At 54.1% G+C, this 18,031-nt stretch carries 17 protein-coding genes; 2 read left to right on the top strand and 15 right to left on the bottom strand.

Features of this window, described 5'->3' with window-relative positions:
- Positions 1-43 precede the first annotated feature (43 nt).
- From HBA55_RS15000 to paaG, 10 genes are all read right to left on the bottom strand, one after another.
- Positions 44-1,000: an AraC-like ligand-binding domain-containing protein gene (locus HBA55_RS15000; RefSeq protein ID WP_166992937.1), complete on the bottom strand. Its 957-nt coding sequence runs from the start codon at positions 998-1,000 to the stop codon at positions 44-46.
- Positions 1,001-1,289: 289 nt separating this feature from the next.
- Positions 1,290-2,387 carry a 1,2-phenylacetyl-CoA epoxidase subunit PaaE gene (gene paaE, locus HBA55_RS14995; protein ID WP_166992933.1) on the bottom strand — a complete coding sequence of 366 codons (1,098 nt, stop codon included), beginning with the start codon at positions 2,385-2,387 and terminating at the stop codon, positions 1,290-1,292.
- A gap of 18 nt (positions 2,388-2,405) precedes the next feature.
- On the bottom strand, positions 2,406-2,945 hold the full coding sequence (gene paaD / locus HBA55_RS14990) for a 1,2-phenylacetyl-CoA epoxidase subunit PaaD (RefSeq protein ID WP_166992930.1): 540 nt from the start codon (positions 2,943-2,945) through the stop codon (positions 2,406-2,408).
- A 4-nt stretch (positions 2,946-2,949) separates the two neighbouring features.
- Positions 2,950-3,711 (bottom strand): 1,2-phenylacetyl-CoA epoxidase subunit PaaC, encoded by a 762-nt coding sequence (gene paaC / locus HBA55_RS14985; RefSeq protein ID WP_166992927.1) that lies wholly within the window; start codon positions 3,709-3,711, stop codon positions 2,950-2,952.
- Between the two features lie 27 nt (positions 3,712-3,738).
- On the bottom strand, positions 3,739-4,026 hold the full coding sequence (gene paaB, locus HBA55_RS14980; RefSeq protein ID WP_166992924.1) for a 1,2-phenylacetyl-CoA epoxidase subunit PaaB: 288 nt from the start codon (positions 4,024-4,026) through the stop codon (positions 3,739-3,741).
- A 23-nt stretch (positions 4,027-4,049) separates the two neighbouring features.
- A complete protein-coding gene (gene paaA, locus HBA55_RS14975; RefSeq protein WP_166992921.1) occupies positions 4,050-5,018 on the bottom strand; it encodes a 1,2-phenylacetyl-CoA epoxidase subunit PaaA in 969 nt (322 codons plus the stop codon).
- An 811-nt stretch (positions 5,019-5,829) separates the two neighbouring features.
- The gene (pcaF, locus tag HBA55_RS14970) at positions 5,830-7,047 is read right to left on the bottom strand and encodes a 3-oxoadipyl-CoA thiolase (protein WP_277345609.1); all 1,218 of its coding nucleotides are present in this window, start codon (positions 7,045-7,047) and stop codon (positions 5,830-5,832) included.
- 51 nt (positions 7,048-7,098) lie between these two features.
- Complete coding sequence (gene paaI / locus HBA55_RS14965) at positions 7,099-7,536, bottom strand: hydroxyphenylacetyl-CoA thioesterase PaaI (protein ID WP_166992918.1); 438 nt, start codon at positions 7,534-7,536, stop codon at positions 7,099-7,101.
- An 18-nt stretch (positions 7,537-7,554) separates the two neighbouring features.
- Positions 7,555-9,087 (bottom strand): 3-hydroxyacyl-CoA dehydrogenase PaaH, encoded by a 1,533-nt coding sequence (gene paaH / locus HBA55_RS14960; RefSeq protein ID WP_166992915.1) that lies wholly within the window; start codon positions 9,085-9,087, stop codon positions 7,555-7,557.
- 111 nt (positions 9,088-9,198) lie between these two features.
- Positions 9,199-9,990, bottom strand: a complete 792-nt coding sequence (gene paaG / locus HBA55_RS14955; protein ID WP_166992912.1) for a 2-(1,2-epoxy-1,2-dihydrophenyl)acetyl-CoA isomerase PaaG — start codon at positions 9,988-9,990, stop codon at positions 9,199-9,201.
- A gap of 220 nt (positions 9,991-10,210) precedes the next feature.
- Here paaG and paaY point away from each other — a divergent pair, with 220 nt between their 5' ends.
- Entirely contained in the window at positions 10,211-10,813 is a 603-nt protein-coding gene (gene paaY / locus HBA55_RS14950; RefSeq protein WP_166992909.1) for a phenylacetic acid degradation protein PaaY, read from the top strand.
- A gap of 480 nt (positions 10,814-11,293) precedes the next feature.
- On the opposite strand, the gene HBA55_RS14945 is transcribed toward paaY, so the two are convergent.
- Complete coding sequence (locus HBA55_RS14945) at positions 11,294-12,061, bottom strand: SDR family oxidoreductase (RefSeq protein WP_166992906.1); 768 nt, start codon at positions 12,059-12,061, stop codon at positions 11,294-11,296.
- 202 nt (positions 12,062-12,263) lie between these two features.
- On the opposite strand from HBA55_RS14945, the gene HBA55_RS14940 reads away from it, so the two are divergent.
- Complete coding sequence (locus tag HBA55_RS14940) at positions 12,264-13,649, top strand: MATE family efflux transporter (protein WP_166992903.1); 1,386 nt, start codon at positions 12,264-12,266, stop codon at positions 13,647-13,649.
- A 16-nt stretch (positions 13,650-13,665) separates the two neighbouring features.
- Here HBA55_RS14940 and HBA55_RS14935 read toward each other — a convergent pair whose 3' ends face one another.
- The 4 genes from HBA55_RS14935 to HBA55_RS14920 all read right to left on the bottom strand — a co-directional run bounded on the left by HBA55_RS14935 (position 13,666) and on the right by HBA55_RS14920 (position 17,915).
- Positions 13,666-14,124: a PilZ domain-containing protein gene (locus HBA55_RS14935; RefSeq protein ID WP_166992900.1), complete on the bottom strand. Its 459-nt coding sequence runs from the start codon at positions 14,122-14,124 to the stop codon at positions 13,666-13,668.
- 177 nt (positions 14,125-14,301) lie between these two features.
- On the bottom strand, positions 14,302-15,390 hold the full coding sequence (locus tag HBA55_RS14930; RefSeq protein ID WP_166992897.1) for a DNA alkylation repair protein: 1,089 nt from the start codon (positions 15,388-15,390) through the stop codon (positions 14,302-14,304).
- A gap of 78 nt (positions 15,391-15,468) precedes the next feature.
- On the bottom strand, positions 15,469-16,527 hold the full coding sequence (locus HBA55_RS14925; RefSeq protein ID WP_166992894.1) for a LacI family DNA-binding transcriptional regulator: 1,059 nt from the start codon (positions 16,525-16,527) through the stop codon (positions 15,469-15,471).
- Between the two features lie 113 nt (positions 16,528-16,640).
- A complete protein-coding gene (locus tag HBA55_RS14920) occupies positions 16,641-17,915 on the bottom strand; it encodes an MFS transporter (RefSeq protein WP_166992891.1) in 1,275 nt (424 codons plus the stop codon).
- Positions 17,916-18,031: the final 116 nt, after the last annotated feature.

Raw genomic sequence — 18,031 nt, 5'->3', positions numbered from 1 at the left:
CGATAGAGAGCGATTTTACTGGCACGTTGGCGTCAGATCAAACTCAACCCTGAGCGCGCTTGCGATATTGGCTGGGGGTCACACCATATTGTGCTTTAAAGCATCGCCCGAAGTGAGAAGCATCATTAAACCCCCACCGGAAGGCGATCTCGGTAGCGCTGAAGGAGTTCATCTCCGGATTTTCCAGATTGCCCTTACAGCCCTCCAGGCGCTGCAGCTGAATATAGCGGCCCACCGACAGCCCCTCAGGCTTGAACAGCATGTGCAGATAACGGGTGCTGATGCCCTGGGACTGGGCGATCATATCCGGCGTTAGCTGTGGGTCCGCCAGATGCTTATAGATAAAATTCTTAACCCGGTAGATATGCTCCACGCGGGAATCACGCTCCAGGCGCTGTGTGGGCGTGCTGAAGCTGAGCGATGTCACCAGCAGATCCAGGATATTGGCCTCCAGACGCTGGGCTAACGCCGGCTCAAAGCCGTCGATCCGCTGCAGCAGGGACAATACAAACTGGCTCAATAACCCATTGCTGCCCTGATCCGCCGCCATACGCTGTCCAAGATACTGCTCTGGATTACGCAGTTGCTGGTTGAGAATTGAGTGGGGAATGGCCAGAACCGCCTGGCGGTAGTGCTTGGGAAAGTGCAATTCATAAGGTTCAGTGGTACTGGCCAGCACAAAATCCCCTGGCACCAGCTCGGCCTCACGCCCCCTTTGGGAGAAGAAACCCTGCCCTTCCACCTGGAATTTAACAAGATAGAAATCGTCACTTACCTCAGCGATATGGGCCTTGCGACGAAATACGTCAATAGGAGCGCTGTGGACCTGGGCCAAATGCATGCTCTCCAGCCGACTGGCCTCCAGATGGCCACCAAAGCTCTCTACAGAGCCGCCTGCACGCTCGCAGGTTACCGGACTAAAGGTGTCGTTAACGGCGCTCAGAAACGAGTCAAACTGCTCCTTGGCGGGCATTTTGCTGGAGGGACTACTAATGACCATAGGCTATCCGATTGTGGTGGGTGGCTTTGATTTTTGTCGCACCAGTACCCTGATGGTGGTACTTATTCCGGGGTCTGTCAATAGACACTCGAAATGATTGACATTTGCGTGTTTTTGTATCGCATCCTGCTGGAGACATTCAAAAAAAAGCCGCAATCAGGACCTGCCTGACCGCGGCTATAGTGCGAAACGTGAAACTCCAAGAGAGCTTCTATTCAGATTGCAGAATTTGACAAGAGAACAAACCGCTCAGCCCCCTAATGCCGAACGGTCAAACCAACGCTATAACTCAGCGTTGATCAAAGTCCACCACCACCTTGTCAGTAATGGGGTGGGCCTGACAGCAAAGCACGTAGCCTGCGTCAATTTCTTCCTGCTCCAGACCGTGAGAGATATCCATATCCACCTGGCCTTCTACCAGCTTGGCCTTACAGGTGGAGCAAACACCGGCCTTACAGGAGTACGGCAGCTCCATACCATTACGCATACCGGCATCGAGAATATTCTCACCCACGGTTGCCAGATCAAACTCAATGGCGCGCCCGTCGGCCTTAACGGTGACCGCAGAAGTCTTCTCCTCACCGTACTCGTGCACACGCTGCTGGGCCTTTTTCAAGCGGGCTTCGGAATCTTCGGAGGAACTGGCAAACAGCTCGTAGTGTATCTGTTCTTCCTTCAAGCCTTCGATACGAAAACCGCGGGACACCTCAGACATCATCGACTCAGGACCACAGATAAACGCATCGTCGGTATTATTGATATCAATCAGCTTTTGCTTCTGCAGCATATAGCCCTTCTTGTTATCAATACGACCGCTGAGCAAATCCGCGCCCTGGTCTTCCTTGCTCATGATATTAACCCAGTGCAGGCGGTCCAGATAACGGTTCTTAAGGAAGCTCAACTCTTCCTTGAACATTACCGTATTACTGCGGGTATTGCCGTAAATCAAAGTGACCTGGCTATCTGGCTCAATACTCAACACGGACTTGATGATCGACAGAATCGGAGTAATGCCACTGCCCACCGCCAGGCACATATAGCGTTTGGCGTTGGCAGGATCCAGTTCGGTGTAGAACTTACCCTGCGGCGGCATCACCTCAACTTCGGTGCCCGCCTTAAAGTTGTCATTGGCGTAGTTGGAGAAGACTCCATCCTTCACACGCTTGATACCCACGCGCAAGTGGCCGTCGTTAACGCCGGAACAAATAGAATAAGAACGGCGCACCTCTTCACCATCAATCGTCGCGCGCAACGTCAGATACTGGCCCTGCTTAAAGGCAAAAGTCTGTTCCAAAGCCTCTGGTACGGCAAAGCTGATGCAAACGGCGCTATCGGTCTCCGGCTGAACATCGGCAATCGTCAGTTTGTGAAACTTGGTCTCGGGCATAATGCCACCTATCTATTTTTAAATATGTTTAAAATAATCAAACGGCTCACCACAATCGTCGCACTGAAACAGCGCCTTGCAGGCCGTGGAGCCGAACTCGCTCACACGCCGCGTGTGGTCAGACTTGCAGTGGGGGCACAGAACGCCGTCCGCGGGAGTCTCGCGGTTGGCGCTGTCCGGAGCGTCGTCGGGTGGCGCAATGCCATAGCCGCGCAATTGCTCGCGCCCCTTCTCCGTCATCCAGTCCGTGGTCCATGCCGGTGCCAGTTTGGTCACCACCTGGAACTGATCAATGCCTTCTGCCTGCAGAGCCAATTCGATATCTTCACGCATTACATCCATTGCCGGGCAGCCAGAATAGGTGGGAGTAATGGTAACCACCACCTTCTCGCCTTGACGCTGCACATCGCGCAGAATGCCCATATCCCACAGCGACAACACCGGAATCTCCGGATCCTTAACGTTGTCCAGCAGACTCCAGAGATCCTCGCACTCAGAGTTGATGCGCAACAGCTGGTGCTGGTACTGCTCCTCAGACAAGGTTGGAATGCGCTCCATCAGATCACCACTCGCTATTGGGGTAGCAGCGGTGCAAATACTGCAATTCGGTGAGAATATGACCGAGATTCTCGGTGTGGTAACCCTCACGTCCGCCGCGTACCGCCCACTCGCCATCAGGCATTTCCAGAGTGGCTTCCTTGATCACCGCAGCGATATCTGCCAACCACTGGTCTTTAAACCGGGTGGCGTCAACGGCGATACCGGCGTCGATCAAACGTTGCTCCAGCTCATCGTGCTCGAACAACTCTTTGGTGTAACCCCAGACATCATCGATACCGGCCTGCATGCGCTTGTGGCTCTCTTCCGTACCGTCACCCAGACGCAAAGTCCAGTCGGTGCTGCGGCGCAAATGGTATTTGGTCTCCTTAACGGCCTTGGCGGCAATGGCAGCCAGGTTTTCGTCGCTGGATTTGGTCAGCGCCGTCAAGAAGTAATGATTGTAGGTATCCACAAACAGCTGACGCGCGATGGTGTAAGCAAAATCGCCGCGAGGCAGTTCGTTGATCAAGTAGTTCTGGAACTCGCGCTCATTACGCATATAGGCAAAATGGTCTTCAGTTTTGCCTTCACCGGACAGGTCCGCTGCATAGGTGTAGAACATGCGCGCGCGGCCAATAAAGTCCAGAGAGACATTGCCCAGGGCAATGTCTTCTTCCAGGAATGGGCCATTACTCACCCATTCAGAAATACGGTGACCGAGGATCAGGGCGTCGTCGCCCAGTCGCACCGTGTAGTTAATCGTGTCCTGTTTCAGATCACTCATTGCTCTATCTCCCGATACCAAGCCTGATTACATATTGCCCACTTCTTTGGGAAGCGGGTAATAAGTGGCGTGACGGTAAGGCTTGTCGTCAGAAGGATCGAAGAAGCTGTCGCTGTCGTCTTCCTGAGAGGCAGTAATATCGCGAGACTTAACCACCCAAATGCTCAGACCTTCGCTACGGCGGGTGTAACAATCGCGGGCATACTCCAGCGCATGCTCGGCGTCCACAGCATGCAGACTGCCCACGTGCTTGTGATCCAGACCGCGGGCGGAACGGACAAATACTTCAAACAGTTCGAGGTTTTCCAAAGTCATTTTTTCTCTCCTGTCGTCTGCCGTTAAGCAGCGGACTGCGCCTTGCGGGCTTTGCGTTTCTGTTCAAATGCGTTCTGGGCATCGCGTACCCAGGCGCCTTCCTCATGGGCACGAATGTGGTGCTGAATGCGCTGACGGTTGCAGTGGCCATTACCATTGATCACCGCGATAAACTCTTCCCAATTCAACTCGCCAAAATCGTAGTGACCGCGCTCCTCGTTCCACTTCAGATCCTTGTCCGGATGCTCCAGACCAAGGTACTCGATCTGGGGAACAGTCTGATCAACAAACTTCTGACGCAGATCATCGTTGGTTTCGCGTTTGATCTTCCACTCCATATTCTGCGAAGAGTGAGCGGACTCCGCATCGTGTGGACCAAACATCATCAGCGCGGGCCAGTAAAAGCGATTCAAAGAATCCTGAGCCATGGCCTTTTGCTCCGGCGAGCCCTTGGCCAGCTCCATCATGATCTGGTAACCCTGACGCTGGTGGAAACTCTCCTCCTTACAGATACGGATCATGCCGCGTGAATAAGGACCGTAGGAGGTACGCTGCAGGGAAACCTGATTACAGATGGCCGCGCCATCCACCAACCAACCGATGGCGCCGATGTCGCCCCAGGTCTGGGTGGGATAGTTAAAGATCGAGGAATACTTGGCCGTGCCGTTCTGCAGAGCTTCGATCAGCTCAGCGCGGGACACACCCAAGGTCTCGGCCGCGCTGTACAGGTAGAGGCCGTGACCGGCTTCATCCTGAACCTTGGCCAGCAGCACTGCCTTGCGGCGCAGGCTGGGGGCACGGGTGATCCAGTTACCCTCGGGCTGCATGCCGATCACTTCGGAGTGGGCATGCTGGGAGATCTGGCGAATCAGTGTCTTGCGGTATTTCTCCGGCATCCAGTCCTTGGGTTCAATCTTCTGCTCGGCGTCAATGCGCTGCTGGAACTTTCCTTCCAGGGCGGAGATATCGGTGGTTTGATCTTTAGCTGTCATTTCAGGCTTCTCGGTAAAGTGTCCGTTTTTGTCTGTTTGATGCTCATCACCCAACGGACTGTAATGATACGCTTTATTTTTAATAAATCAATATTTGTGTATCACTTCATGGGTATGTATGAGGGTAGTATTGATGTTTTAATAATCTTTTGCTCTAGATTGGAGGATTCTTAAAAGCGATTTATTGCTTTCAGGTTTCTTCTGGTTAATGTATCGCTTCCCCCCTAGGAGGAACGGCCATCAACTTGAGTGCCACAGGACCTCAGGTTGGGAGGGATGGGGCGTCGGGTTAGGTGCCACAGCGGCGGTCGGGGGTTCCGTTTTCAGAGCTGTCGGGCGGCCCTCCGGCCTTCCCTCAGTCCCAAATGAGCCCGGCAAAAAGCGCCGGTCTCATTTACTCCTTCGGCGCCCTCTTTAATGCTCTGAAAACGAAACCCCCGACCACCTTAACACCGCAGTACTCGTAGTATGGTGGTTTTGTCAGTTCGTGGTAAAAATGGCCAGCGGTGAAATCCTGCCAGCGAGGAAGCGAAATACGAAGTTCAGAGTTCAAGCAAGGGAAAACCGCGTTCACGGCTATTTTTTAGATAAGGCACCCAAATCCGCACGGCACGGTGTTAAAGGTGGTTGGGGGCAGTGTTTTCGGAGCGTTAAAGAGGAACGCCGAAAGAGCCAAAATGACCGGCGTTTTTTGCCGGGCATTTTGGTGACTGAGGGTAGCCCGGAGGGCCGTCCGACAGCTCCGAAAATGCTGCCCCCAACCGCCGCTGAGGCACAGGACCCAACATCCCCGGATGCTCAAATCAAACGATCAAACCCGTTCGATAATCAAAGCGATCCCCTGCCCCACACCAATACACATGGTACAAAGCGCATAACGCCCCCCAGTACGATGCAGTTGATACATTGCAGTGGTCACCAAACGTGCACCACTCATCCCCAGCGGATGACCAAGGGCAATTGCACCGCCATTAGGATTAACATGGGCGGCATCATCGGGCAAACCAAGCTCACGCAAAACCGCCAGCCCTTGTGCAGCAAAAGCCTCGTTTAGCTCAATCACATCCATATCGGACAAGCTCAGGCCTGCTTTTTCCAACACCTTCTGAGTTGCAGGCGCAGGCCCGATTCCCATGATGCGCGGCTCGACACCCGCGGTCGCCATCGCCACCACACGCGCCTTGGGCGTCAGACCATACTTGCTGGCGGCATCCTTGGACGCCAACAACAATGCACAAGCCCCATCGTTAACCCCCGAAGCGTTACCCGCCGTTACCGAACCATCCTCACGGAACGGCGCCCGCAATTTGGCCAGGGCTTCGATAGTGGTATCCGCCCGAGGATGCTCATCCTTGGACACAACCACAGGATCACCCTTACGACGTGGAATCGTCACGGAACAAATCTCGTCGTCAAAAATACCGTCCGCCTGGGCTTTACCCGCACGCTGCTGGCTCACCAACGCAAACGCATCCTGGTCGGCGCGGGAAATATTAAAATCTGCCGCCACATTCTCCGCCGTCTCCGGCATAGAATCGATGCCATACTGCGACTTCAACACCTTATTCACAAAACGCCAGCCAATGGTCGTATCGTAAATCTCGGCGTTGCGGCTAAACGCCGTATCCGCCTTCGGCATCACCATCGGCGCGCGCGACATAGACTCCACACCACCGGCAATCATCAACTCAGTTTCGCCAGATTTAATCGCACGAGCGGCGTAACCCACCGCATCCATGCCACTGCCACACAGTCGGTTCACAGTCGTGCCGGGAACGGTCGTCGGCAAACCCGCCAACAGAGAACTCATACGAGCAACGTTACGGTTGTCCTCACCCGCCTGATTGGCACAACCGTAAATCACATCATCCACCTCACCCCAGGCAACACCCGGGTTGCGCTGCTGCAGCGCCTTCAGAGGCACAGCGCCGAGATCATCGGCACGAACCGCCGACAGCGCGCCACCGTAGCGGCCGATGGGAGTGCGGATGGCGTCACAAATAAACGCGTCTTTTAATTCAGTCATCATCTCTACCTTTTGCTATCTCTACGGTTTTATTAGCTCGGTGAACGGAAAGCTTCAGCCCAACACCTCGCCTTTGATTCGATAGGATTTACCCCGGAACAGCGCGATCACCTGCCCCTTATCGTCCGTGACAGTGACATCGTAAACGCCAGTACGGCCGGCCTGATTACGCTCTTCGGCAGTCGCGGTCAACAAAGCATCAGGCAAACCCGGCGCCACATAATCAATGCTGCAACCCTGTGCCACTGTGTTGTTATTACGGCTGTTACAAGCATAGGCAAACGCCGTATCCGCCAGGGCAAAAATAAATCCGCCGTGGCACATACCATGGCCATTCAACATATCCTGACGAACCCGCATGGTCAGTTCCGCCGCTCCCGGACCCACCGCGGTAATGCCAATGCCCAACTCACGCGCCGCGATATCGCGTTCGTACATCGCCTCGGCACAGGCTTGTGCCAGCGCCAGGGGATCGTTCGGTAATTCACTCATAATTGGAACCCCTACTGATTAAGCGTTGTTGAATTCGAAACCCTGGCCGGAAAATACCTTGCGTTGCAATAGCGGCGACACCCGGTAGCGATCTTCGCCATAACCAGCAGCAAGATTTTCCAGCGTATTTACCACCCACTCCAGGCCAATCGCTTCAGCCCACGCCAGCGGCCCACGGGGGTAATTAACGCCGGCCTGCATGGCGATATCCACCGCCTCAGCATCACACACCTGCTGGTTAACCGCATCCGCACCCTCATTGGCGAGCATGGCAACGGTGCGCATCATCACCATTCCGGGCACATCATCAATGACCGTTACCTGCTTGCCTAAAGCCTGGAACAGACCGACAGCTTTATCAAAGGCCTCCGCACTACACTGATCCGACTTAGCCAATGCAATTCGGTTGCAGCTGGCAAAATCGAGCGCCAAATCAAACAGCACCACATTGGGCTGCTGTTGCTCAGCACTGATTTGAGTGGCACTACGGCCGTCAGTGAGGGCAATCAACAACCCATCAAGCTGTATGGAACCTACTTTCTGGTGATTACTGCGATCCACCTCAATACCCTGCTCCCGAGCCAATGCCACCAGAGGCTCAGCAACGCCGAGATTACCACGCACCTGGATCTTCTCAGGCATTTGCCCGGAACTGGCGGTCATTACTTCAGGCTTCGGCGCATCTTCGGCGTAGGAGTAAAACCCCCGGCCACTCTTACGACCAAGGTAACCGGCGTTGGTCAGCTCCTGTTGAATCAGTGATGGAGTAAAACGGGGATCCTGGAAATAAGCATCAAACACGGATCGCGTTACCGCGTAGTTAACGTCATGACCGATCAGATCCATCAACTCAAACGGCCCCATACGAAAACCGCCACAATCACGGGCAATGGCATCAATGGTTGCCACGTCAGCACCACCCTCCTGCAAAACCCGCAGGCCTTCGGCGTAATACGGGCGAGCCACTCGGTTCACAATAAAACCAGGCGTCGAACGAGCCATCACCGGCAATTTACCCCAACCGGCAGCCGTTTCGAACACAGTTTGAGCCACCTCAGCATCAGTTGCGACGCCACTGATCACTTCAACCAGCTTCATCACCGGTGCCGGGTTAAAGAAGTGCATCCCCACCAAACGCTCAGGGCGTTGCAGTGCTGCGCCAATGCTGGTGACCGAAATGGACGAAGTGTTGGTGGCAAGAATAACGTCGTCCGCGCAAAGTTCCTCCAGCCGGGAAAACACCTGCTGCTTGATGTCCAAACGTTCCACAATGGCCTCGATCACCAGGCCGGCAGGTGCCAGGTCTTCTATACTGTTGCAGGGCTGCAGCCGGGAAATCAAAGCGTCGCGATCTTGCTCGCTCATCTTGCTGCGTTGTACCAATTTATCCAAACCTTTGGCGGTACGCTCAATACCTACCTGTGCCGCGCCTTCAACCGCATCAAACAGTAATACCTGGTGGCCTGCTTTGGCGGCCACCTGGGCAATGCCGGCGCCCATGGTTCCAGCGCCGATCACGGCGACGATTTTGTCCTGAGGCAGAACTGCCATAGGAAGATCCTCACTTCTAAACTCAGTGAATCGACAATCGCGCGACCAATGTTAGTAACACCCCCAAGGGAACGCCATTCAGATCACGCGATTTGTAGATGTGACGGGACGTTACTTCCCTTTAAAATTGGCCGGACGCTTTTCCATAAACGCAGCAACACCTTCGCGGTAATCGTCTGTACAACCAGCGATACGCATAAACTCCTTTTCCAGCTCCAGCTGCTCATCGAGAGAGTTAGCGGTGGATGCCTTAAGCGCACGCTTGATCAGAGACAGGCCTTTGGTCGGTTGAGTGGCAAAATGCTTGGCCATCGCCAGGCTCTCCTCCTGCAGCTTGTCGTCATCGACACACTGCCAGATCAAACCCCACTCCTCGGCTTTCTCGGCGGGCAGCTTATCACCCAACAGGGCCAGACCTTTGGCACGGGCCATCCCCACCAGGCGAGGCAACATCCAGGTACTGCCGGAATCCGGGATCACACCAATTTTACAGAACGCCTGCAGGAAACTGGCGGAACGGGCTGCCAAAACAATGTCACAGGCCAGTGCAACACTGGAACCGGCACCGGCGGCAATACCATTGACCGCACAAATCACGGGCATATCCAGATTATTGATGGCACGAATCAGTGGGTTATAGTTCTTCTCAACCGACTCACCGAGATCCGGCATCTCCTCTCCGGCAGCAACACTACGATCACCCAGGTCCTGACCGGCACAGAACGCTCGGCCGTTACCCGTGAGCAGTAAACAACGGATGGAATCATCGGTACGGGCCACCTTCAGCGCATCACGCACTTCCTCATGCATCTCGGTATTAAAGCTGTTGAATTTATCCGGGCGATTCAGAGTCAAAACCGCCACACCTTCGTCGATCTCGAATGTAATGGTGTTGTAGCTCATGATGTCTGCGTCCTGTATAGGTGATAGATGGGTTTGCGTTTTTATCAGGGGCAAAAGTCTACCACAAAAGAGACACATTTAGTCACTTATTGTTATTATTTATGTATCACTTTGTAGGAAAGCAACACGCCTACTGATCCAAATGGACATGGACAATGGCAGTTTATTCGACTAATTTGCTTTGGATTTCATAAGCTTAGAGACACAAGAGGAAGTAAACATGCAGGTATACAGTATCGATGGGATCACCCCGGTTGTGGATCCAAGCGCCTATGTTCACCCCACGGCGGTGTTGATCGGAGATGTGATTGTGGGTCCGAACTGTTACGTGGGACCCAATGCGGCTCTGCGGGGGGATTTTGGGCGACTGATCTTGAAGGCCGGCGCCAACCTACAGGACACCTGCGTCATGCACGGTTTTCCAGGCACCGACACGGTGGTTGAGGAGTATGGCCACATCGGACACGGAGCCGTGTTGCATGGGTGCCATATCGGCCGTAATTCATTGGTGGGCATGAATGCGGTGGTCATGGACGGGGCAGAGATTGGCCCCGAATGCATCGTCGCCGCCTGTGCCTTTGTGAAGGCAAAGTTCGAGTGTCCGGAGCGGTCCATGGTGGTGGGCAGCCCGGCGAAGGTGATTCGCCAGGTAAGTGATCAGGAGATTGGCTGGAAGACCAAGGGAACTGAAGAGTATCAGGAATTGGCTCGCCGAAGCCTTGCAACCATGACCCGTGTAGAGCCTTTGACCGAGGTGGAGCCGGATCGTGCCCGGATTGAGATTGATTCCGTGAAACCAAAGTATCAAACCAAAAACGATTGATGTCTTAACGCGTATAAATTTGGACTCGATTTTTCATGTTAGCTCAATGGAGCTTGACCAGGGATTGACAGTCCGCTGAGTGCCATAAGCTGCCGTTCGAATCGGCAGGGTTTTGCTCTCGCGTAGGTTGGATTAGCTCCGCTTCGCGGAGCGTAATCCGACGGTTCCGCCGGCGATGTTCGTTGGCTGCGGCCCGGTTTTTAGCACCTTGGGATGTTGCTGCGAGAGGTGTTTTATACACGGCCGCCGCCAATTTAAACCTTCGGCGGAACGTCGGATTACGAAGCGCGAAGCGCTTCTAATCCGACCTACATTCGTGCGGCCGTTGCAGGCATCTGCGGCATCCCGCACCTTGCAAAAGAAGGCAAAAACGTGAAGGTAAGGGCCGCTTCGATCCCTCTAGTGCACAAACTGCGAACTACGAAAGACCGGTTATGGCACACACCAGCCAGGCTGGACCGTAGTCAGATGAGGAATAAATCAATAGCAATCCGGCCGTATCAATGCGTCCTGACCACCGTCGACAAACAGTACCGAGCCACAGACATAGCGCGATGCCGGCGACAATAAAAATAAGATGGCATCGGCAATCATATCCGGTGAAGCAATTTCTCCGCAGGGAATCATCTGGCTGAAATCCCGCATAGCCTGACCATAGGTCTCGTCCTCAAACACCCTGTCGGTCAACGGCGTCGTTGTCATACCGGGAGCAACCGCATTCATGCGAACGCCCTGTTTCATGAGAGCCGGAGCCTGCTGTCTGACCCATCGGGTAAGCGCATTTTTTGAGCCACCATAAGCGTTCTGGCCATCCAGCGTATCGACAAGTTCGCAGGCTCTTTCTTCATCGCCATCCAACAGCGCCTGCACATGGTTTTGATCCAGCCCCGGCAACACGGATGAATTTGAGCCTACCGCCACCACGACACCGTTTTTCTTCTTGAGCAGATCCATCGCCGCTTCGATGGTCGCAACAGCGCCAAAGAAATTCACCCGATCTATCAGCGATGCCGGCTGAACGTGGGGGCCTAACCCAGCACAGGCAATAAAACCATCAAGGCCCTCCGGAGCCAAGTCGGCGACCTGTTCGAGCGCTTTCCCACGCGCCTGGGGTTTGGAGAGATCCGCCACTACGTCCGCGTCCTTGAGATCAATCACTATCACCCGGTGGCCTTCAGCACGGAGCTTCTCTTTTACCGCCGCACCGATACCGGTGGCGCCCCCCGTCATGGCAAATGTGTTTGTCATTAGCTTCCCCTGAATTGATGGTATTGCTCAATACAGTATGGGCGATAGCAACAATCAGCATCGTCCGCATTGACTAAGACATCTGTCCGCATAGGCCAAAAGGGTTCAATCTGCTACAATGCGCGCGGCCGCAGTTCGCGGTTACTGTCAGGGCCCGGTGTATCTCCAGCATGGGCCATTCAATTTGAAGTAGAGTCTCCGGATGTCTCCAACCACAGACGAGTTCGCCCGTCCCAGCGTCTGGTCCATTGCCGCGCCTTCCATCACCCTGTTTTTGATGGCAACCCTGGCCGGTGTTGTGATCATTAAAATTGTATCCAGCCTGGGCACGCCGGCGGTGGCCGCTGTTACCGCCGGGCAACGGATCAATTTTGTCATGGTGGCGCTACTGATGGGTATGGGTTCCGCCACCACCGCTATGGTATCCCGTGCCTGGGGCAGCGGAGACAAACGCAGAGCCACCGAGGCCACGCGATTATCGCTAAAAGTGGGCCTGGGAGTCTGCATTCTGGTCTCCATCAGCGCCATTTCGCTGGCTCAACCACTCGCCCACTTCTTCCAGCTGGATGACGAGAGCTACCCTCTGGCGGTAGACTATATTCGCCTGCTGTGTCTGTTTGGTCCGGCCCAAGGCATTGTGATGATCCTCAGCACGGCGTTCCGTGCAATCGGAGACGCCAAGACCCCCATGTTTGTCGGGATCCTGGCCAATGGTATCAGCATCGCGGGCGCTTATGTTTTTGCCTATGGTGAGTTGGGCATGCCCGCAATGGGGGTCAATGGCGCCGCTATTGGATGGGGCCTATCGTTTGCGTTTGCGGCGTTGGCTTACCTGGGACTTTGGCTTTCCGGGCGGCTGCCCTTGCCTTTCAGTATCCCTGAACCAAAACCTGCCCGAATCGACGAACTGCCGGATCTGGCGGGGTGCGCCGAGACGGTTCAACGTATCAGCCTCAATCGCTTCCTGACCATTTGCCTGCCTGCCACCATGGAACAAGTAGTGATGCAGGGTGCCATGCTCCTGTTCGTGGGGTTTGTGGCCGCCTACGGCACTCCTGCCTTTGCCGCTTACGGCGTGGGCATGAACCTGTTTGCGGTCACCATGGTGATCGGATTGGGGTTCTCAATTGCCGCCTCGGCTCTGGTTGGGCAATGCCTGGGAGCCGGTGATCACCAGGCCGCTCTGGACAGCGTCTACCAGGCCTTGCGATTGGCACTGACAACCATGGTGATCTCAGGGATATTGGCGGGCACGTTTGCTGAAGAGCTGGCTCACCTGATGGTGGACGACCCTGAAGTTGCAGCGCTCACGGCACAGTTTGTCATCGTCGTTGCGCTGATGCAGCCTATGCTGGCAGTGGATTTTGTCTTCGGCGGGGCGATGCGTGGTGCCGGTTATACGGGCTATCCGCTGATAGCGGGCCTGATTACCATTCTCGGTGTGCGCCTGCCGCTCGCGGCCCTCGTGACCGAATTCCATCTGCCGGTGCAATGGATTTTCGGCGTATTCGTGGTGGATCTGTTGGTCAAGGCCATCATGATCAGCCTGCGCTTTCGCAAGCGGACCTGGCTCCACCATAATATTTAAAAAAGAGCCGTACTGCTTAATTTAGCCAGGCCCCTGAACCGCTGGGGGCAGCACCCTGAGAGACCAGAAAGCCCGTCAGGGCCTCAGCTCCGTCCTCCACGTCAATCAGCTGCATTCCTATCTGGTAGGTATCATTGTCACTGCGACGTGTGTAAGCAGCGCCGCTGACCACTCTGGCCCTCGCCTTTTCCTGCCTGTCCGGCAGATCGAACTCTATGGTGATGGGGGCGGGAATATGCTGATTATGGCGTTCGATATTGGGCATCAGGGCATTTAACAGCGCGCGATCCCCTTCGAGGCGCAAGCCGCTGAATGAAATATCCCGGATGGTACCGATGACTTGACTGCCATCTTTGGTCGAGGCCTGAGCCTGGAATGCGGTTGCAACCCGGCGGTGACGACGCATCTCTGAGCCGCTTCTTCCGGACGGGTTGGAAGACACACTTCTTAGTGAGCTTTTACCGTCTTCTGCCATTGAAGGCAATCTCCTTATCTAGGGTCGCTTCTAATGTTATAGCTTGTGTTATTGACCTTATGCCTGGATCTTAGGGCAACCTGTCGCTTAAATCAACATTTAAAGCTGTTCACAATCTCTCATCAGCAAACCTTTTGGCCATGCCTTTCAGAGACTTAGATGTAAAAAGCGGAAAAATCACCGTTTAAGGTCAAATGTGGCTAGCGCCCGCTCGACGCCATTGACAATAATGGCCAGACGATGCTCGCCGGCATAGTGTTTGCGGGTACTCATCTGACGGAAACTCTGCTGCCGTTGGAAACTCAGGTTTGGGTCCCGATAGTCCCCTTCCGCAACCTTGAACACCTTGCGGGAATGGCTGCCGTTGGCTTTGAGGTAATCAATCGCGTATTCCACCCTCAATTTGCCTAGTGGTGCTCTGCCACGCTTGCCGGACACCTCAAAAGAAAACGCCATGGTATCGCCGATTTTCGGGTTGGGGTTCTCTATAGAAAGCCCTGCAATCTTCACATGATCGGCCGCACGATAGCCAAACAGACCCAGCGCCTTAGGATGCCCCTGCTTAAGCAGAGTTCGGGATGCGTGCTTTATGATCCAGTCCGTATCAGAGTGTTTACCAATATTGGCCTTTGCCCACTTCAGTGTGACTTGAGGATTGTCCTTGGAAATATCATTGAGGTTGTTTGCCACACTGCGCCGCACATACAGCGAGTCGTCGGCTTTTAGATTGTCCAGTATCGGCAAAATGGGCTCAGGTTGTTTTTTGAACACTGGCAAGGCCTGTGCCCACGGCAAGCGCGGCCGGCAACCTTCGCTGGCCAGCCGTCGGACATGGGGATTGTCATGCCGTGACCAAGTCACCATTTGTTTCATCATGCGCTCGCTGTCTCTGAGTATAAAAGGCCTCACAGCAAACTCGCTACTGGAATATTGAGTCAGGGTTTCCAATGCCTGCATGGAACGATCCCAATGGTCTAATCCATAGGCTTCTACATACTCCGGAAAAAACATGGCTTCGTAACCGCCAAAATGTTCGGCCGCTGGAATCAGAACATTCAGCGCCTGGTCAAAGGGTAATTTCAGCGCCTCGTGCAGACAAACGCGAATATGAGACATTCGCTGCTTGAGCTCACGCTCCTCCCAATCAGAATCAATAACGGACTCGATAAATCGCTTGGCGGGGAAACGCTTACGGTGCTGGCCAACCACCTTCGCGAGGTTAGAAACATAGTCGATGTTGTAGCTGTTTTTGAGGGCTTCAGGCATATGGGCGGATCTTCCTGGATCGCTAAAGTGTCGACTGGATTATGACCAAGGCATCCTGACAGATTCTGTCAGTAGATGTCAGGAGGGATTAAGTCCCTGCAGCGGAGTATAGTCGGGGTCGGCTCCGCAGGAGGCTCGCACAACCAACTGTGGCTCCAACACTTCTGACTCCACCAATTCGCCTTTCAGCCGCGCCATCATTTTGGACACCATCAGTTCGCCGCCGGCATGTATGGGTTGGCGAATGGTGGTCAGGGGCGGATTAAAGAACCCCGCCACGGGCACATCGTCGAACCCCACCACGGACACATCCACAGGAACCTGCCGACCATGCTCTTGAAGCGCCTGAATCGCCCCCATGGCAATGTTGTCTGACGCAGCAAACACCGCGTCGAAATCAATCTCATGCTCGATAAGCTCTCTGACAAGGGCATAACCCGAAGGGATGGAAAAGGCCGCTTTGATGTGCCGCTCCGTGGTTTCCATATGGGCCCCCTGCAACGCTTGCAGATAGCCTTGAAAACGATCTTCGATTTCCGCGTGTTCGATATCGCCCAGAAATACAATGCGCTGTCGCCCCAGCTCAATCAGATGTTCCGTCGCCAACCGGCCACCCAGAATATTGTCACTGCCGACTGTGCAATACTCTGCACCTGGCCTGGCACACCCCCAAACCACCACCGGATCACCCCGCAACTGCAGGTCACGCAGCGGCTGATCATCTTTGCCCTGACCAATCACAATCACGCCATCCGCACGGCGGGCGTCAAGCAGGTAGGCATGCCAATCCTGACTGGCAATAATACGGCTGGAAAACAACAGATCGTACTGATGGCGACTAAGCTCGTCGGCTATCGCACCAATCATATCCATCATAAACGGATCGGAGAACGATTGACCGCCCTCTAACTCCGAATTGATCACCACCGAGATGGTTCGGCTTTGCTGCAGACGCAGATTACGCGCACTTTCGTTGATCTTGTAATTCAGATCGCGTGCGATCCCCTGAATGCGATCGCGAGTCTTTTGACTGATGAGGCTACTGTTGTTTAACGCCCTGGAAACCGTCGACTCCGATACCCCCGCCTGCCGGGCAATATCGGACATGGAAACGGCGGAAGGGGAATCTTTGGGCATAGGTGTTTACAACTCAGATCGGCAATTGCCCACATCTTAGGTAAAAGCCCGAGGCTTGTAAAACCCGAGCCTTATATCGCCGCTGTAGAAGGCTGAATCATCACCGTTGATGGCTAGGTCATTAGAGCTGAAGGCTCTTCCCCCCCGCCAAGCCGAAGGACCTGGCGGCGGAAAAAGTACAAGGCGACCAGGATGATGCTTAGCGGCAACAGCGACAGATAAAAAGCCGTCTGCCCGTCGAAACGTCCAAATACGACGCCTGTAATGATAGAACCGGTGGTGCCACCCAGTGACGAAAAGATCACGATAAGGCCAGTCATAGCGGAATGTTGATACTTGGGCAGAGAGCTCAGCATGACAGAGTTGATGGCGGGATAGATCGGCGCCATAAACAAACCGATCAAAGGAAAGACATAAGCAGCGAGCGGCGCGTTAAACCAGCCAATATTGGCCGCTGCCTCAATGCCCCGGGTTAATGGCAGAGTGAGAATGATCAATGCCCCCATGGCAAGAATGCACACGTTCAATACCGGATACCAGTCAAAGCGGCGCATAACCACACCCGCGCTTAGGCGTCCGATTGCCAGGCAAGCGGCAAAAATACTGGTGGCCTGCACACTCATGGCGGCGGGCAGCTTCAGTATTTCGTTATTAAAGGTCGGCAGCCAGGTACCTATGCCTTGCTCAATCAATACATACAGGAAGGCACTCAAGACAAAAATGCACACCATGGGTTTGGCCGTCAGCTTCAGCATATCGACAAAGTCCTGACGCAATCCCCTGGCTCGCCCCGAATCCTGATCACGTGAACGGGCTTCCGATTCGTCAAAGGGCGTACTCAGTAACAACCCGATATTCACCACACACAGCCCCGCGAGCCACCAATACACCTGCAACCAGCTCTGTGAAGATGGATCTGCTGAATCAATAAATGCGCTGAACAACCAGTAACCGGCCAACACACCCACCATAAAAGTACCTTCCACCGTATTGAGAATGCTGGCGTGATGTTGGCTGGAACGGGACAATAAACCCACCGAGGAATAAACCGACACTTTTACCAAAGCGAAAGAAATGCCCGCACACATGAATAACAATTTAGTCGTCAGAAATGACGGAAACAATGGCATGGACAGACAGGCGATCGTGACAATAAACAGCCCCACCATCATCGCATTTCGGAACCCCAGTCGCGGTAAAAAAGACGCTACAACAAACGACACCACGGCGATCGGCAGATCTTTGAATCCCTCCAGCACACTCGCACTCTGCTTGCTCACTTCATAATTGCCAATCACTTGCAGAATGACGGTACCCACACTGTTCAACAATATGGCGAATACAAAATAGGTTAACAGCAGGGAGAACAAAATACGTCGATCAGTCATAGACAGGTCTCATGTTAAACCAAAATTAATATCGTTTTGTTATAACCAGGAATGCAAGCATTTCCATGTGTGCCCTTCGCCAGTAAACAACAATATGTGTCAGGTTTCCGGCGCCT

The organism is Pseudomaricurvus alkylphenolicus, from assembly GCF_011683955.1.
GTDB lineage: Bacteria > Pseudomonadota > Gammaproteobacteria > Pseudomonadales > Cellvibrionaceae > Pseudomaricurvus > Pseudomaricurvus alkylphenolicus.
This window is presented reverse-complemented; position numbering and strand designations above follow the sequence as displayed.

Excerpts from the sequence above, each read along its gene's own strand:
- paaG (WP_166992912.1), bottom strand. The coding sequence starts at position 9,990 with ATGAGCTACAACACCATTACATTCGAGATCGACGAAGGTGTGGCGGTT.
- HBA55_RS14925 (WP_166992894.1), bottom strand. The coding sequence starts at position 16,527 with ATGCCCAAAGATTCCCCTTCCGCCGTTTCCATGTCCGATATTGCCCGG.
- HBA55_RS14940 (WP_166992903.1), top strand. The coding sequence starts at position 12,264 with ATGTCTCCAACCACAGACGAGTTCGCCCGTCCCAGCGTCTGGTCCATT.
- pcaF (WP_277345609.1), bottom strand. The coding sequence starts at position 7,047 with ATGATGACTGAATTAAAAGACGCGTTTATTTGTGACGCCATCCGCACT.
- HBA55_RS14945 (WP_166992906.1), bottom strand. The coding sequence starts at position 12,061 with ATGACAAACACATTTGCCATGACGGGGGGCGCCACCGGTATCGGTGCG.
- paaC (WP_166992927.1), bottom strand. The coding sequence starts at position 3,711 with ATGAGTGATCTGAAACAGGACACGATTAACTACACGGTGCGACTGGGC.
- paaY (WP_166992909.1), top strand. The coding sequence starts at position 10,211 with ATGCAGGTATACAGTATCGATGGGATCACCCCGGTTGTGGATCCAAGC.
- HBA55_RS14930 (WP_166992897.1), bottom strand. The coding sequence starts at position 15,390 with ATGCCTGAAGCCCTCAAAAACAGCTACAACATCGACTATGTTTCTAAC.
- paaI (WP_166992918.1), bottom strand. The coding sequence starts at position 7,536 with ATGAGTGAATTACCGAACGATCCCCTGGCGCTGGCACAAGCCTGTGCC.
- paaB (WP_166992924.1), bottom strand. The coding sequence starts at position 4,026 with ATGACTTTGGAAAACCTCGAACTGTTTGAAGTATTTGTCCGTTCCGCC.
- paaH (WP_166992915.1), bottom strand. The coding sequence starts at position 9,087 with ATGGCAGTTCTGCCTCAGGACAAAATCGTCGCCGTGATCGGCGCTGGA.
- paaA (WP_166992921.1), bottom strand. The coding sequence starts at position 5,018 with ATGACAGCTAAAGATCAAACCACCGATATCTCCGCCCTGGAAGGAAAG.
- HBA55_RS14920 (WP_166992891.1), bottom strand. The coding sequence starts at position 17,915 with ATGACTGATCGACGTATTTTGTTCTCCCTGCTGTTAACCTATTTTGTA.
- HBA55_RS14935 (WP_166992900.1), bottom strand. The coding sequence starts at position 14,124 with ATGGCAGAAGACGGTAAAAGCTCACTAAGAAGTGTGTCTTCCAACCCG.
- HBA55_RS15000 (WP_166992937.1), bottom strand. The coding sequence starts at position 1,000 with ATGGTCATTAGTAGTCCCTCCAGCAAAATGCCCGCCAAGGAGCAGTTT.
- paaE (WP_166992933.1), bottom strand. The coding sequence starts at position 2,387 with ATGCCCGAGACCAAGTTTCACAAACTGACGATTGCCGATGTTCAGCCG.
- paaD (WP_166992930.1), bottom strand. The coding sequence starts at position 2,945 with ATGGAGCGCATTCCAACCTTGTCTGAGGAGCAGTACCAGCACCAGCTG.